The organism is Actinoplanes sp. TBRC 11911 (assembly GCF_012933445.1).
In the GTDB taxonomy this organism is placed as follows: domain Bacteria; phylum Actinomycetota; class Actinomycetes; order Mycobacteriales; family Micromonosporaceae; genus Actinoplanes.
On the sequence record NZ_JABBNC010000064.1, the window covers coordinates 1 to 16558 of the forward strand.

General features: G+C 66.0%; 12 protein-coding genes. 5 read left to right on the forward strand and 7 right to left on the reverse strand.

The window, feature by feature from the left end:
* Positions 1-672: 672 nt before the first annotated feature.
* Complete coding sequence (locus HH310_RS42675; RefSeq protein WP_169181493.1) at positions 673-1506, reverse strand: helix-turn-helix domain-containing protein; 834 nt, start codon at positions 1504-1506, stop codon at positions 673-675.
* Positions 1507-1609: 103 nt separating this feature from the next.
* Between HH310_RS42675 and HH310_RS42680 the strand changes: the two genes are divergently transcribed.
* Both HH310_RS42680 and HH310_RS42685 read left to right on the forward strand, forming a co-directional pair.
* A complete protein-coding gene (locus HH310_RS42680; RefSeq protein WP_169181494.1) occupies positions 1610-2455 on the forward strand; it encodes an oxidoreductase in 846 nt (281 codons plus the stop codon).
* 247 nt (positions 2456-2702) lie between these two features.
* Entirely contained in the window at positions 2703-4214 is a 1512-nt protein-coding gene (locus HH310_RS42685; protein ID WP_169181495.1) for a GMC family oxidoreductase, read from the forward strand.
* Here the strand turns inward: HH310_RS42685 and HH310_RS42690 are convergent.
* The 5 genes from HH310_RS42690 to HH310_RS42710 form a co-directional block, all read right to left on the reverse strand.
* Positions 4201-5112, reverse strand: coding sequence for a LysR family transcriptional regulator (locus tag HH310_RS42690; RefSeq protein ID WP_169181496.1), 912 nt, complete (start codon positions 5110-5112; stop codon positions 4201-4203). The genes HH310_RS42685 and HH310_RS42690 overlap by 14 nt on opposite strands.
* A 176-nt stretch (positions 5113-5288) precedes the next feature.
* Positions 5289-6701: an MFS transporter gene (locus tag HH310_RS42695; RefSeq protein ID WP_169181497.1), complete on the reverse strand. Its 1413-nt coding sequence runs from the start codon at positions 6699-6701 to the stop codon at positions 5289-5291.
* Between the two features lie 354 nt (positions 6702-7055).
* Complete coding sequence (locus tag HH310_RS42700) at positions 7056-8000, reverse strand: SDR family NAD(P)-dependent oxidoreductase (protein ID WP_169181498.1); 945 nt, start codon at positions 7998-8000, stop codon at positions 7056-7058.
* A gap of 38 nt (positions 8001-8038) precedes the next feature.
* The gene (locus tag HH310_RS42705) at positions 8039-8902 is read right to left on the reverse strand and encodes an NAD(P)-dependent oxidoreductase (protein WP_169181499.1); all 864 of its coding nucleotides are present in this window, start codon (positions 8900-8902) and stop codon (positions 8039-8041) included.
* A gap of 25 nt (positions 8903-8927) precedes the next feature.
* Positions 8928-10052 (reverse strand): low temperature requirement protein A, encoded by a 1125-nt coding sequence (locus HH310_RS42710; RefSeq protein ID WP_169181500.1) that lies wholly within the window; start codon positions 10050-10052, stop codon positions 8928-8930.
* A gap of 587 nt (positions 10053-10639) precedes the next feature.
* Here HH310_RS42710 and HH310_RS42715 point away from each other — a divergent pair.
* The gene (locus tag HH310_RS42715; RefSeq protein ID WP_312034688.1) at positions 10640-12139 is read left to right on the forward strand and encodes an amidohydrolase family protein; all 1500 of its coding nucleotides are present in this window, start codon (positions 10640-10642) and stop codon (positions 12137-12139) included.
* A gap of 141 nt (positions 12140-12280) precedes the next feature.
* On the opposite strand, the gene HH310_RS42720 is transcribed toward HH310_RS42715, so the two are convergent.
* Positions 12281-12871, reverse strand: a complete 591-nt coding sequence (locus HH310_RS42720) for a TetR family transcriptional regulator (RefSeq protein ID WP_169181501.1) — start codon at positions 12869-12871, stop codon at positions 12281-12283.
* 273 nt (positions 12872-13144) lie between these two features.
* On the opposite strand from HH310_RS42720, the gene HH310_RS42725 reads away from it, so the two are divergent.
* Positions 13145-16384 carry an AAA domain-containing protein gene (locus HH310_RS42725; RefSeq protein WP_169181502.1) on the forward strand — a complete coding sequence of 1080 codons (3240 nt, stop codon included), beginning with the start codon at positions 13145-13147 and terminating at the stop codon, positions 16382-16384.
* Positions 16306-16558: hypothetical protein (locus HH310_RS43395; protein ID WP_211193332.1), on the forward strand; the 253-nt coding region annotated here is incomplete at its 3' end. The genes HH310_RS42725 and HH310_RS43395, both read left to right, overlap by 79 nt.

Consider the following 16558-nt stretch of genomic DNA (forward strand, 5'->3'; position numbering starts at 1 on the left):
GACATATTGCCGGCACGCCAATTGCGGCTATTCATCAGATCGTCTTTACCAGCTCACGGAAGGCGGCGCTCGCGAGTGTGGAACGGGCCTCGTGGTCGGTACGAAGAACGATGCAGACCCTGTCGCAACCTGACAGCGCCAAACAGGGCAGCTCACATGCCATATCCTCAGCGCCGAACGACGACCGAGGAACCACGTGTCAGGTCTGGCAGGCGGTTCGGGTATCGCAACTCGTGGACCGGATATGCGGACGGCCGTCAGGGTCACGATCGGGCGCCGACGAACCTGTTAGCCCACCTCGGAGTCAGCCGCGAGCGGCCGGGCCGCGGCGCGATCAGTGCCCGTGACTGATCGTCTGGTCTCTGCTCTTGGGCTGACGCTCGGGGCGATGGACCGGAGCCGCCGACCGGCGGAAACACCGGTAGCAGCGCGCCGAGGTCGCTGGTTGCGGTGCAGTTGCGCTACCACGGCCAGTTCGCGTACGTCATCGGTGAACTGAGCGACGGTAACCAAACGTCGTCGACCATCTCGGACGGCGCGAGGCGGGTCAACTCACCATCGGTCATGCCCCAGAGTGACCAACATCCATGCTGCCCGGCCATAGCTCCGCGGCTTTACGGCTCAGACACGCCTTGACGATCTACCCCGCCGCCTAACTGAACGGCGTTGAAACTAGTCATGATCCACGAACTCTGTGGACGCCAGGGATCCCAGCAGCGCCAGCGCCTGCGCGGACGGCGACGACGGCTCCGGGTGATAGATGACCAGCAGCTGCCCGTCGGAGCCGGTCAGCGGCAGCTTCTCGCGGCGCAGCTCGATCGGCCCGACCTGCGGGTGCCGCATCCGGGTCGGCGCCGCACCGCCCAGCGCAACCACGTCGTGGCGCGCCCACAGCCGCCGGAAGTCCTCGCTGGCCAGCGACAGCTCGCCGACAAGCCGGCCGATCTGCGGGTCGGCGACCTCGAAGCCGATCGACGCCCGGAACGAGGCCACGATCTCGATGATCGCGTGTTCCCAGTCCGGGAAGAAGTCGCGCACCTCCTGGTCGAGGAACACTGACCGCAGCCGGTTCATGCCGACCTTGAGGCCGGGCATCAGGGTAACCGCAAGGCGGTTGGCGGCGAGCACGTCGAACATCCGGTTCTCCACGAACGCCGGCATGTTGATCGTGTCGAGGAGTTGCCGGATCCCGGTGGCCACGTCTTCCACCCGGGTGATCCGGCGGGTGCGGGCCGGGCCGGCCAAGCTCAGCAGGTACGTCGTGGCGGTGGCGTCCAGCCGGAACACCCGGGCCAGCGCCTGCAGCACCTGCGGGGACGGGTTGCGGTCGCGGCCCTGCTCCAGGCGCAGGTAGTAGTCGGCGCTGAGGCCGGCCAGCGTGGCGACCTCCTCGCGGCGCAGACCGGGCGTGCGGCGGAGCCCGCTCACGCGCAGTCCCGCGTCGGCCGGGCTGATCAGCTCGCGGCGCGCCCGAAGGTATTCACCTAATGCGTTCGGCCTGCTCATGACATCTATCCTACGAACGGCGCCAGCCCATAGCCTGGTCCTGCGGCTCCCAGGATGAGCAGGGCATTGGCGGTAATTATTTCGCACAGCAACTATTGATCTCATGACCGCCACCTTCCGCGTCAGCGACCTGACGCTCTCCCGCCTCGGCTACGGCGCGATGCAACTGGCCGGCCCGCATGTCTTCGGCCCGCCGAAGGACCGCGACGCCGCGATCGCCGTCCTGCGCACCGCCTACGAGCTGGGCATCAACCACATCGACACGGCCGACTTCTACGGCCCGCACGTCACCAACGAGATCATCCGGGAGGCGCTGACCCCGTACCCCTCGGATCTGGTCATCGTCACGAAGGTCGGCTCGGTCCGCGACGACGCGGGCAGCTGGCTGGTCGCCCTGTCGCCGGCGCAGCTGCGCGCCCAGGTGCACGACAACCTGCGCACCCTCGGCGTGGACGTGCTGGACGTGGTCAACCTGCGGGTCGGCGGCTTCGACAGCCCGACGCCCGGCTCGCTCGCGCCGCAGTTCGAGACGCTGGCCGCACTCCGTGAACAGGGCCTGATCCGGCACCTCGGACTCAGCACCGTCAACGCCGAGCAACTCGCCGAGGCGCAGTCGATCGCGCCGGTCGTCACCGTGCAGAACATGTTCAACGTCGCGCGCCGCGAGGACCAGGAGATGGTCTCCCGCACCGCGGCACAGGGCATCGCGTACGTTCCGTACTTCCCGCTCGGCGGCTTCTCGCCCGTGCAGTCCTCGACCGTCGACCTGATCGCGAAGAAGCTGGACACGACCTCGCTCGCGGTGGCTCTCGCGTGGCTGCTGCGGCGCTCCCCGAACATTTTGCCGATCCCCGGCACCAGCTCGGTGGCGCACCTGCGCGACAACGTGGCGGCGGCCCGGCTCCAGCTGCCCGCCGACGTCATCGAACAGCTGGACGCAGTCGCCTAGCCGCTGCGCCGCCGCCGACGAGCCGCGGACCCGGGGTGTGCTGCGGGTGCGCCCGTGTAATGCCCTGGAACAGGCGCACCGCAGTGCCATGCATCTCATCCTAACTAATCCGAAAACGCGATCCGATGCATCCAAAGTATGAATAGTCAATACGTTGCTTAATGGCTAGTTTTAGCCGAGTACCAACCTCGGCATCTAGTGTATCGACGCGTTTTATCGCATCTATCGGATCAGGGAAAGGATCATAATGGCCTCGTTCGATTACGTTGTCGTCGGAGGCGGATCAGCCGGCTGTGTTATCGCCGCGCGGCTGTCCGAGGACCCGGATACACGGGTGTTGTTGCTGGAGGCCGGCCCGGTCGAGCCGGTTCCGGAGATGGCGGATCCGACGCTGTGGTGGCAACTCGTGGAATCGCCCTTGGACTGGAATTACGAGACGGTTCCGCAGACGGCGCTCGATGAGGCTGTGCTGCGTGTGCCGCAGGGCAAAGTACTGGGCGGGTCGAGCGGCATTAACGGCATGATTTTCATTCGCGGCGACCGGTACAGTTTCGACGCGTGGGAAAGGGCGGGGGCGCTTGGCTGGAATTACGACACGCTTCTGCCGTACTTCAAGCGAAGCGAGCGAGCACCGGGGCGCAATCCGGTGTATCGGGGAATGGACGGACCCATTCCGGTTTCGCCGCAGATGCTCGGCGACCCACTTTTCGAGGCGTGCTTCAAGGCGATGATCGAAGTCGGATATCCGTTCAATTACGACTGCAATGCCGAGTCGTCGGAGGGGGTGTCCTTCCATGACTTCAACATCTTCGAAGGTAAGCGAGTAAGTGTGGCGGACGCCTACTTGAGGCCGGCTATGAGTCGCCCGAATCTGATCGTCCTGGGCGGAGCGCTGGCCGGTCGGCTAATCCTGGAGAACGGCACCATCTGCCGGGGCGTAGAGTATCGCGTCGGGGGGCAGGTGTTCGAGGCGCTCGCGGACCGTGAGGTGATCGTGACCGCAGGAGCGATTCCGACACCGAAGCTGCTGCTTCTTTCCGGTATCGGTCCGGCGAGCGATCTGCGATCGGTCGGCATCGAGGTGAACGTGGATTTGCCAGGCGTCGGCGAGAACTTCCACGACCACGTCAAGTCCCAGGTGTCGTACACAGCCACCCGGCCCGTGCACGTGTCGGAGGCGACACTGAAGCCGCACGCCATGCTCCGCAGCGACCCGTCGGTGCAAGGACCTGACTTGCACATCCTGTTCCCCGACTTCGCGGTACGGCCACGATTCACCCCGTTGCCGGAGCCCGGCTATTCCGTCGTCTTCGGCTTGCTGACCCCGCACAGCCGCGGACACGTCCGCTTGGCCAGTGCCAACCCGGATCAGGCACCGATCGTCGACCCCAACCTGCTGGACGACCCACGGGATCTCGAACGCCTGCTGGCCGGGTTGCAGATCGCCCGGGAGATCGGTTCCGCAGACGCTCTCGCCGCATTGCGCAAGGCGGAAGTGTTCCCCGGGCCGGGCATGACGAATAACGCCGAGTATCGCTCGTACATTCGCAACACCGCGACCAGCTACACGCATCTGGTTGGTACGTGCAAGATGGGCACTGACATGATGGCGGTCGTCGATCCTCAGCTCAAGGTGTACGGCGTGAAGAACCTGCGCATCGCGGACGCCTCGGTGATGCCAACGGTCCCGGCCGCGAACACCCATCCGGCGGTCCTCGCCGTGGCCGAACGGGCCGCCGACATCATCAAGCAACGCTGAAAGAGCGCGGGCGATCGGGGCGCTGCTCCACCAGGCGGAGCAGCGTCATAGCCGCAGCATTGATTGTCCGCTGCTCCGCGGTCGCGACGTGAACCGACCATTCCAGCGGCTGGTCGGAGACCTGCAGCGACGCGAAGGCCTCGTCCGCTTGTGCAGCCTGCACCGGCAGGATGGACACGCCAACGCCGCGCTTGACGAAGTCCGTTACCACCGGCAGATCGTTCACCTCGGCGACTACCCTGCGCCGCACGCCGGCCCTGCTGAACGCCGCGTCGTTAGTGTCCCGGTTGGCGTAGCCCACGGGATAGTCGACGAACGCCTCGTCTGCGACATCGGCGAGGCTCACCGCTTCGCGCCTTGCCATCGGGTGGTCCATAGGTACGACCAATACCTGAGGCACGCGGACAAGCTCCCGGGTACGCAGTCCCGGATACGCGCGAGCCGGCACGCCGACGAAAGCGACGTCGAGGTCACCGTCGACCAATGCCCGGGCTAGACCTGCTGACCCGTCCCCACCACCCGCGCGCATCCGCAGTGTGACTCGCGGATGGGCGGCGTGTAAACGGGACAGCAGATGTGCTATCTCGGCACCCGCGACACCGGTGAGCGATCCGATCATTAAGGTGCCTCCGAGCTGCCCACTCAACTCTCGGACCGAGCCGTGCGCTGCCCTCGCCGCGTCGAGCGTTGCCTGGGCATGCGGCAGGAAAACCTCGCCTTCCGCCGTCAGCGCTACACGCCGCGCGCTGCGCTCGAACAACACCACTCCCAGCTCGCGTTCGAGCGCGGCAACCGCCACTGAGACCGCCGACTGAACAACATGCAGCCGGTTACCCGCGCGCGTAAAACTTCGCTCCGCCGCCACCGCGACGAAAACCTCCAACTGCCTGAGTTCCATAACTCAAGACTCGCAGATTGCCAGATGATGATCCGTTCCCTTTGACTATCTAGCCCGGCCGCGTCATTCCTGGTGCCGAGGGGACCACCGAGCGGTTTCCTCTGCACCGGCCCGGCGGCTTTGTCGCTTTGTGCCGGGCCGGTGCGTTCGTGCTCGTGCGTTTCTCGTTTCGCTGCCTATCCGGCCAGTGCCGGCTCCTCGGCTTTGGGGCGTGCCGCGCGGTTCTGCTGGGCTGCCATGGCCGCGGTCAGGGCGGCGCCGATGACGACGAGGGCCAGGCAGACCGCGGCGACGGCCTCCGCGCCCCCGATGTAGTCGCCGGTCAGCACCGGGCCGAGGACTGCGAAGAAGAGCTCGCCCAGCAGTGCGACGCCGATCGAGGTGGCGAACTGCTGAGCGGTCGTGAACAGGCCGGCCACCGCACCCGCCTGCGTGGGTGCCACGCCGCGGAGCACCGCGCCGATGAGCGACGGGATGATCAGGCCGTAGCCGAGTCCGACCACGGCCATCGGCAGCACCAGCCAGCCGGCATTGATGTCGCCGTCGAGCCAGTGCAACTCGCCGAGCAGCACCGCGAGTCCGACGGCCGCGACGACACCGCCGAGCACGATCACCCGCAGGCCGAGCCGCATGGCGAGCTTCCGTGAGCCGATCGCGGTGATCGCGAACACCACCCCGAGCGGTGCGAAGGTGAGCCCGGCGCTGAGCGGCGACTGACCGAGCCCGTCCTGCATGAACAGGGTCAGCACGAAACTGAAACTGGCGAACGCGCTCATGAAGGCCGAGTTCACGATGAGCCCGTTGCTGAACGCTCTGTTGTGGAAGAGCCGCACATCGAGCAGCGGGTCACCGCCGCGCCGGGTCAGGTTCCGCTCGAAGAGCAACGCCAGGACCATGACCGGCACCGACGCGAGGAGCAGGATCCAGCCCCAGATCGGCCACCCCTCGTCCCGGCCGAGGATGACCGGCAGCAGCGCCAGGGCCAGCGCCCCGGTGATGCCGATGACGCCGACCGGGTCGAGCCGGGTGCGCCGGGGGGAGCGGTTCTCCGGCAGCAGACGCAGCCCCGCCAGACAGGCGATCACCCCTACCGGCACATTCACCAGGAAGATCACCCGCCAGCCGAGCCCGAACACGTCGGCCTTCAGCAACACCCCGCCGAGCACCTGCCCGAGTACCGCGCTGGACCCGGTCGTGACACCGAACCAGGACATCGCGCGCGGAAACTCGGCCCCTCGGAAGTTCGCGTGGATGAGGGCCAGAACCTGCGGAACCATGAGCGCCGCCGCGAGCCCCTGCAGCAGCCGGGACACCACGAGCTGCCACGGCTCCTGGGACACACCGCAGAGCAGCGACGTGACGGCGAACGCCAGCATGCCGAGCAGGAAGAGCCGCCGATGGCCGAAGATGTCGCCCAGCCGCCCGCCGGACACCATTCCCGCGGCGTAGGTGAAGGCATACCCGGCGACGATCAGCTCGAGCGCCACCTGCCCGGCCCCTAGGTCATGCTCGAACGACGGGGTGGCGACGTTCACCACGTAACTGTCAAAGATCGCCATGAACATCGCCGCCAGAATGACCGGCAGCATCGACCAGCGATGTGGATGGAGGGTTTGGTCGGTGGGAGACACCATGCTCCTGTGGCTTGCGCAGACGAATAGGGAACGGCTGTTCCGGACCCGCTCCGAACAAACGCTGTCCGCCACACAGCCGCGACCAAAACTTCACAGCACGCCCGCCCCGCAACCAGTCCCCCATCCCTCCTGAGATCGCCAGGACCAGTCACGCACACGTCATGTGTCAGCTCGCACTCGATTGCCGTTGCGACACGATGTCGCACTTTGCGAGGGCAGCGCCGAACGAAGATGGAAGAACCGCCTGTCAGTTCTGCCAGGCGGTTCGGGTAGTGCTGCGGTACTCCGACGTCGGTGGTCCTGGTCTGGTCACGATTTCAGCAACTCGATGGAGACGTCCCAGAGCCTTGCCGCGTCTTCCGCGTCCAGGGCGTGCGGGCGAATGCCGTTCTCGGCGTGGGGATCCGTGGTACGCATCGCTTCGTTGCAGTCCTCGAAATAGCGCCCGCTGACGCCCTCGATCAGTGGGGAGGCGGCGAGGAGCACCGAGGTCGCCGCGCCCTGTTCCGGGGTTTTCCATGGGTATTCATCGAAGATCTTCTGGATCTCGGGCGTGATGGCGTCGAGCTGGTGGCGCTGCAGGCCGCTACGAACGCCGCCGGGCATGGCCGCGTTCGCGATGATCCCGTCGCCGGCCCAGCGCCGCGCGACCTCGACAGCGAGCAGGATGCTTCCGGTCTTGGACTGCCCGTATGCAAGCCACGGATCGTACGGGCGGTGCTCGAACATGATGTCGTCGAAGACGATCGGCGAGGTACGGTGCCCGTTCGAACTGACCGTGACCACCCGCGCGCCGCCGGCCGCCGCAAGAGCGGGGTGCAGTCCGTACGTGAGGTTGAAATGGCCCAGGTGGTTCGTGGCGAACTGTAACTCCCACCCCTCGCGGGTGCGGTGCAGCTCGGGTAAGGCCATGATGCCGGCGTTGTTGATCAGGACGTGGAGTGGGCCTCGCCAGCGTTCGACGAAGGCGGCGACGGACCCGCGATCGACCAGGTCGAGAGGCTCGGCGGTGACGCGCGGGTTGCCGGTCTTGGCGCTGATCTCCGCGGCCACGTCCCGTCCTTGATCGAGCTGCCGGACGGCCAGGGTGACCTCGGCGCCGGCACCGGCTAGCGCGCGGGCGGTCTCGGCCCCGATCCCGGCCGCCCCACCGGTGATGACGACGCGTTTGCCGGTGAGGTCGATGCCGGCCAGCACTTCGTTGTCCGTTGTCGAAAATCCGTAAGGCGTGGTGAACCTGCCACGTGTATTCATGATGTCCTTTGTCGTCGGGGGATTTCCCGGGTGCATCGTCAGCCTCTGTTTTCCAGAACCGGCACGTCGCGCATGGCGTTCGCCAGGTCCACGAGCCCTCGCGCGCCAGCGACTGCCCGCTCGGTGATGGACTGAGCCCCGGGCTGGTACGTGGCCATCGCCTCGGCGAACAACTCCATGTCCAGCAGTTCCAGCTTGGTCAGATGATCGGCGTTGGCCACCGTGACCGCCCGGTTCATCGCCTCCAGGGCGAAGCTGGTCGCGCTGGCGGAGCGCAACACGTCGAACAGCGCCGGCAGCTCGAGGCCGTCCACCCGCTGGGCCAGGGCGACGATCTCCTCGATGTTGCGCTGGTTCATCATCATCAGCGCGTTGTTGAACAGCTTGCACATTTGACCCGTCCCGGCGCCGCCGACTTGAACGACCTTCGACGAGAAGGTCTCGAATACCGGGCGGCACCGATCGGTCACGTCGGCAGATCCGCCCACCATGGTGATCAAGGTCTTCGCGATGGCTCCCGCGCGGGCGCCGCTCACCGGGGCATCCAGCACCTCGACGCCGTGCTCGGCTGCCGTGCGGCTCAGTTCCCGCGCGAACGCGGGCTGGCCGGTTCCGTGGTTGACGAGCACCGACCCCGGTTTCATGTGGTCCAGCAGTCGACCGTCGGCGACCACGCCCCGTACGTCCTCGTCTTCCGGCAGACAGAGGCAGAGGATGTCGCAGGCGGCCGCCAGGTCGGCAACGGCAGGATGCGGAATATGCGGCACGCCCTGGAGAATCTCCATCGACTCCGGGCGGCGCGCCCAGGCATGCAGTGGGAGGCCGGCCTCGGCGATGGCGCGGGCCATGGGACCACCCTGATCCCCGTAGCCGACAAAGCCGATCTGATCTTGTTTGGTCATGCCATCGACGATTGATCGGCGGCCGCTATTCAGGAAGTGCCCTCGCTTCCCTGGGACTGCGGGGACCAGTCGCGAGCAGCGCCTCCAGGCTCAGGCCCGCGGCCGTCAGGAGCAGCGGCACCACCGGTGCGAGACGGTCGGCGGTCAGGTTGAGCGCCACGAGCAGGGCCACGTTGGGCAGCAGCCAGCGCAGCATCGACCTCAGCGGCATCCGCATCGCCAACCGGCCGATGGCCGCGTTGTTCGTCAGATGAACGGCCAGCGCCACGGTGCAGAGTCGTAGCGCGTCGCCCGCGTGCCGGCCGTCCGCCGCCGCGGTGACCAGCGCGCCCAGCCCGGCGGCGAGGGCAAGCAACGACACCACCGGTAGGAAGTGGCCGGCCACGAAGATCGACCGGGCGAGCCGGTACGCCTCGCCGCGCCGGGCGCTGATTGTCTGCTCGGCCATGGCCGAACCGAACTCGAAGTACACCCACCACAACACGGCAAGCACGGCGAATCCGGCCAGCCCGGTAGCCACCGCCGACAAAGTGGTCTGCGCTCGTGCGACGGCCGTGACGATCTGTTCGATGCCCGCGCCCAGCACAATGATCACGAACTGTCCGAACCGCTCGACGAGGTGGCCCACGTCGATCAGGTCGCGCCGGCCATGCCACAACGACGGCACGATCTCCACGGCAAGCCCGGCCAGCCACATCCCGTACGACCATGGCGCGTGCACCGGAACGGAGGCGATCCACAAAACGGCGGACACCAGCAGCGGCCATTGTGCCCCGCCGGCCGGCCATCGCCGGGTCGAGATCAGCCGGAAGGCCACCACTTCCAGCCGGGAGACGACGTAGGCGCCGGCAAACAGCGCTGGGCGCCCGTCCGCCGCTTGGGCCGCCGCTCCGGCCATGACCAGAAGAATCCCCATTTGTGCGAGGACGTCCAGCCGGCGTCCGGCGCTGGCCTCGCCGGTCAGGTTCGTGTACAGCGTCGAGCCGACCCACATCCACCACGCCGGCAGAAAAAGTACGAGAAGGCGCAGCCCGGCATCCCACCCGGGACCGTCGGTGAGCGGATGCGCGAGCTGCGCCACGAGTACGACGAAAAGCAGGTCGTAGAACAGTTCCAGCCAGCCCGGGCGTCTGTCGCTGTTCTCTGCCACCCGACTTCTGCTCTCTGTCGCACCCTGCAGCGGCCCTGAGGGGAAACGCGGGCCGCCCGTACAGGCTCGCTATCGGAGAGGCAATCAACCAGGTCCCCGTGTTCCTGGTAGCCGGAAGGCCAGCCGCCGGGCCGGTCAGGCGGTCACCACGTCGGCAAGGCGGGGCAGCGCCTCGGCGCCTTCGATCGCACGGCGGTTGACCGGGCAACGCTCTCACTGAGGGTCGCGCCGGTGTCGGTCGCGCCTGCCGCACGCATCACAGAAGACTACTTTGCCGAACTGGATGGTTCGGGTCTACTGTCTGACCTGTCCCGAACCAGATGGTTCGGTAGGGGGTGAAGGCGATGGACGAGCACAACATCGGTGCAGCTCGCCGATGCGGGCGTGAGCGTGTCTCCGGTGATCAGCCCGAACCGACGCCAGCAAAGATCGCGGTGCGTTGTCCGCATACATCCACCGCAGCGCGCGCACCTATTTCCACCCGGTTGGAACATGCCGGATAGGTGAGGACAGACGGAACTGGCAATCGCCGAACGAGTCGTTCAAACGCGCCACCGGGTGCACAGAGCCTTGGCCGGCGGTTGCTCGTGACAGCGTTCGAGCCAACCAGCGAAGGAATCGCTGTTGGTGATGGCATGGCGGTGGCGCCGACAGTTAGCCGAATTTTGATGGAATGGAATACGAGGAACGTCATGGAATCCGATAATCAACAACAGTTCGGGCAAGGACGGCCGGTGCTGTTGCGCGGTGGCACGGTGCTGACGATGGACACCCAGCGCCGGGTCCTGACCGACGCCGACATTCTTGTCGTCGGTGACCAGATCACCGCGATCGGCCCGCGGCTTGCCGCGCCCGACGATGCTGCCGTGATCGACGCGCGGGGCGGCGTCGTCATGCCGGGGATGATAGACACACACCGGCACATGTGGCAGACCTCGCTGCGTGGCTACGGCGCGGACTGGACTCTCACGCAGTATGTCGTGGTCTATCTGATGCAGTACGGCCGGCTGTATCGGCCCGAAGACATCTACGCCGGCAACCTCCTCGCAGCGATCGAAGCAATCGACAGTGGGGTGACTACTGTTGTCGATTGGTCGCACGGTTTGAGGACGGTCGAGCACGGTGCGGCCGCGCTCGATGCGCTGCGAGCTGTGCCGGGCCGCTTCGTGCTGGCGTACGGCGGGAACATCGAGATTCCGAACGGCGGATGGGCTACGACGCCGGATTTCCGGCAGTTCGCAGACCGCCATCTCCCCGGCGACGACATGCTCCAATTTCAGCTGGCGCTGGACGTCACCAGCACCGACGGCTTCCCCGAACAGGATTTCTTCGACGTCGCACGCGACCTGGGCGTTGCGGTAACCACACACGCGGGGATCTGGGGTTACAACGGCGACGACTCCATCCGAAACATGTATGACCACGGGGCCATGCGTCCCGGAACGATCTACATTCACGGGGGCAGCCTGTCGGAGGAGTCGTTCCGGCGCATCGCCGACACCGGGGGCTTCCTGTCGATTTCGACCGAGAGCGAACAGAGCGCGGGTCAGGGCTACCCACCCACCGCGGCCGCCCAGGCTTTCGGTGTTCCCGTGTCGCTGTCGACAGACACCAGCGTGTGGTGGAGCAGTGACATGTTCACCGCGATGCGGGCGACACTCGGCGCGCACCGGGCTCGTGGCCATCTCCAGGCCCACGAAAAGGGCGAGACGCTTCTCCAAAACAGCCTGCGTGCCGAGGATGTCGTCGACTGGGCTACTCGCGGCGGCGCCCACGCCCTGGGCCGCGGCTCAGATCTGGGCAGCCTGGAGCCGGGGAAGAAGGCGGACATCGTGCTGGTGAAGAACGAGTCCTCACCGGTCGGATTCCCCGTGCTCAATCCGTACGGACACGTCACTCTTCAAGCGCAGCGCGCTGACGTCCACTCGGTTCTGGTCAATGGTCGGGTGGTCAAACACAAGCACCAGTTGATCGATATCGATTTGACGGACGCGCGCCGGAAGGTCGAGGACACTGTGGACCATCTGCGGGGCCTGGTCGGCGAGGAGCAGTGGAACACGAGCATGAATCCCGACCTAGCCGCATGACGAGCCGTAGGCGGGCATCGAGATAGCCCGCCCACGGCGGGCTGGGGACGCTCTGGGGCCGGCTCGGGGCGTCCCCGCCCCCAGCCCGTCCGGGTCGACCGAGGGCGGGCGCCGGCCCAGCGGGCCAACGCCGTCGCGTGTTCACGCGGTGGCGTCGTAAGCGATTAATCGCGCGATCGTTTCGATCAGCACGCGGCGACGGGTTTCCGGTGTGCTCGTACGGTCATTTCGGCGGCCCAGTTCCTCGATCATGCGGCCTGGAACTGCCATGCCCCGGGTGATCTGGATGATCACGTTGATGAGGTCCACCGGATGCCAGGTGGGATCGATCAGCCCCATCTGCTGTCCACGGCGAATCTCGTCGACCTTGGGTTGCAACACGCGAGCGCGGTGTTCATCTGCATCGGGGATGTTGCCGTGCTGCTCATCGAGCCAATCATTGATCCGGGCGTACTCCGGATGCACCAGAAAGACGTCGAACAGGCGCCCTGCGTAGCCGGGCAGGTCGTCGGCCGTCAGATCGGCGTCCGAGGTGACGGTCGAGACCACTTTGGTCACCGCGGCCGCGTACAGGGCTTCTTTGTTCGGGAAGTAGGCGTAGAGCCGTTCCTTGCTCGCGTGGGCGGACTGGGCGATCCGATTGACGCGAGCGCCGGCCGCGCCGTACGCCAGCAGCTCCTCGACCGCCGCGCGCAGAATACGCTCACGTGTTGCCTCGCCCGCTGCTCGCATGACACAAGACTACTTTGCCGGACCATCTGGTTCGGGCCCACTCGGATCTAGCCACGAAGGTCGCCACGCCTACCGTCGCCCCACTTCATAGATACACGCTAGTGTTCAGGCTTTTACCCCAGGTAGTGTCTCGGCGGGTGGCCCGGAGGCGATGGGGGTCGGCTCTTGCCGGACTGGCGTGACTTTGTGTGTAGTGCGCTTGACTTCTGGATCAACGCGGAGGGCGGACCGAACCGAGTAGGTAGACCGCTGCGGATTGGCCGGGCTCACCCCTTGGAGCCGGGCTGGTTCTCGGTCGATATACGGGGCTTGCGGTTTGGCGGTATCGACCAAATCGAGTCGCTTCGGCTGGCCGGACCGGGTGGCATGGAGACCGGGCCCTCATACGCGGTGTTGGAGGCCGTGCAGGAGGGAGAGGCGGTACGGTTTCGGGTTCCCGAGTTCATCGAGCTCGCGGAGCCACAGCTTTGGCAGAGCAAACAGCCGCCCACCCGGCTCCTCGTGAAGCTGAAGGAGGGCATCGCAGGGCTGCGCGAGGCCGGTCTGGCCCATGATCTCGCAGCGGGACGACTCACCGCGGCGCCGAGTCATCCGCCCCACGTCAACGGGTTCACTCCGGCCCAGGACGCTGCACGCGCAACATGTCTGGGTCGCGGGGTCCATCTCGTGTGGGGTCCTCCCGGGACGGGAAAGACTCGCGTGCTCACCGAGGCGATAGATGCTCTGCTCCGAGGCGGCAAACGTGTCTTGCTGGTGTCCTCGACCAACATCGCCGTGGACAACGCTCTCCTCGGCGCGGTACGCAGCAAACGACATCAACATGGCCATCTCTTGCGTGTCGGCCCGCCTCACCATCCGGGAGTACTCGAACATCCCGATGTCTGTCTGCCGTTCCTGGTCGAGCGGCAGCTGGCGACGGTCAGCCAGGAACGATCCAGGATCGAGCAACGCCTGGTGCTGATCCGCAAGGAGCGCGCTGAACTGGCCCGGTTGGAAAACGAGCTTGCCGACTTTGACGCGGACGCCTACCACCGAGCAAGGAGCGCCGCAGCTGCCGCGGCCTCGGTACCTCAGTTGGCAGCCAACTTGGCCGCGGAAAAGGAAGCTTCGCACGTCGTCCATGTCCGTCTGGCGAACGCAACGATGACTCGCGACGCCGCGGAGGGCCACTGGCGTGATCTTGACGCAGCTCGCCGGGCCTATGCTGACATCGACCGGCTCGATCAAGAGATCACCGAGCTCGTTGCGGCAGCCGACGGTCAGGCCGCACGCGCCCTGCAGGCGAGTCATGCCGCGGATCTGATCCAAGCCGAAATCCGCGACATCAGCGACGGGCGGCGTTTTTCCCGGTTTCGCGATCGCGGCCGGCTGAGGAAGCTGACATCCGATGCGGAACAGGCCAGAACGCGGGCGCATGACGCCGATCTGAGTGCACGCGAAGCGAAGGAACTCGTCGATCGGCAACAACACCGGGCTCGGGTTCGGATCGAGCAGTTGACCACTGCGGCCGGCTACAGCCGGGCGGACATTCGGGCGGCGCGGGCTTCCTTGCTGGGCGCGCGCCAGGAATTGGAGAAATCGGCGACGACCGCCGATGAGACCACGTCTCGGATAGATGCCGCACAGCAGCGTCTGCTCGCAGCCGAGGCCGCATCGCCGACTGAAGCACAACGCACCTTGCTCGCCGAGGCGGAACGTCGTGATCTGGTGACCCTCGACGCGCAGATGCGAGTCTTGCGTACCCGGCTCACTGCTTCCGAAGGTGATTGGAGCCGCCTGGAAGCCGAGTACGCCAAGGTGCAGGAGCAATACACCCGGTTGAGCCGCGACGCCGAAGGCGAGATCATCCGCGACGCCCGTCTGGTCGCGACCACCCTCGCCCGATTGCGCACCAGCAAACCGCTGATGGACGGGCCGTACGATGTAGTGCTGGTCGACGAGGTCGGCGCCGCGAACATTCCCGAGGTACTGCTCGCGGTATCCCGCGCCACCCAGGCAGCCGTCATGTTCGGCGATTTCATGCAGCTCGGCGCCATCATCGACAACGCGGAGGTCGGCAAAGCTGACCGGGCGGACGTGAAGAAGTGGCTGATCCCGGACATCTTCGCGCACTGCAAAATCTTCTCCGCGGAAGATGCCGAGCGTCATCCCGGGTGCACCATGCTCAACGTCCAACACCGCTTCGGGCCGCAGATCATGGGATTGGCCAACGCGATCGCTTACGACGGCCGCCTGAAGCCCGGCGAGTCAATCCGTCCGCACGTCGAGAGCGATCCAGAAATCTTGGTCGTCGACGTCGATGACCTCGGTGAGATTGGCCGTGTACGAAGTGATGGGCGGTTCAAAGGATGGTGGCCAGCCGGTGCGCTGCTCGCTCGTGTCCTGTCCGACTTTCATCAGAGTCGAGGAGAGCGTACGGGCATCGTGACCCCCTACGGCCGGCAGGTCGAGGCGACATTGGAAGCGCTCCGCGACCACGAGACCGGAACAACCCTGGTGACCGAAGTCGGTACTGCGCACCGTTTTCAGGGACGCGAGTTCCCGATCGTCGTCTTCGACACGGTCGAGGACGAGTACGACAGCCGCTGGATGGCCGAGGCCAGCCGCACCAAGAGTGACTTCCTGCGTGACGGCATCCGGCTGTTCAACGTCGCGATCACCCGTACGCAGCACCGTCTCTACCTCATCGGAAGCCTCAGGCGGATCGAGGCGGCCGCAGCTGATACGCCCTTCGGCCACCTCGCCGAACTCGTCAGGCAGAAGCAGGCCCGCGTCATCCGTGCCAACCGTCTGGTCACCCCGACAAATACCCCAGAGGATGATCTGGCGTACCTCGCCGGAAGCTTCACGGGGGAGCTGGCCGAACTGCTTGCGCAGCACGTCCGGGTCGAAGACATCCACGACGAGCGTACGTTCTACGACGTCTTCGCTGATCACATCGCCTCGGCGCGACAGTCGATCTGGCTATGGGCACCGTGGACCACTACCCGCGTGCGGTCTGTTCTGCCGCTGTTGCATGCGGCCGTCGATCGCGGCGTCCGCATCACCCTTTTCGTACGGGATCCGGGCGACAAGGTGCAGCGCGAACCTGAGCACCAAGGGTTCTTGGCCGACCTCCGGGCTGTACTTCACACGGTCGTCGAGGTCAACGTCATGCACCAGAAGATCGTTGTCATCGACGAACACACAACGCTGCTCGGCAGCCTGAATGTCCTGTCACAGCGGTGGACCCGCGAGGTAATGGTGGTGATGCGGGGCGCACATTTCGCGCGGAAGCTGCTCGAACATGAACACGCTACCGTCTTCTCTCGCCGGCCACCCTGCGGCGTGTGCGGCAGCCCTAAAGTCGATCTTCGCCGACGAAGTAACGGAAACTGGTACTGGCGCTGCTACGCGGACACCTGCCCGAAGCGGACCCCTACCGGGCGAGGCGGATGGACGCAGGACATCGACCTCGGCTCGAAGTCAGCACCCAAGAAAGCCTCGTCTCAGCGAGCCAACAAGCGCAGCTGATCGCCGAGATCCGCATCATCGGCGACGAGATCATCCCGGTGTTCCGGCTACCGCGCGACGAGCCCGTCGCGGTGGACGCGGCGACACCCGCTACGTCCACCGGCGACGGCAACGAACCGGATCCGGTTCGCGCAATGCCAGATCTGGTGGACCGGATGTGGCAGAACCCCGAAC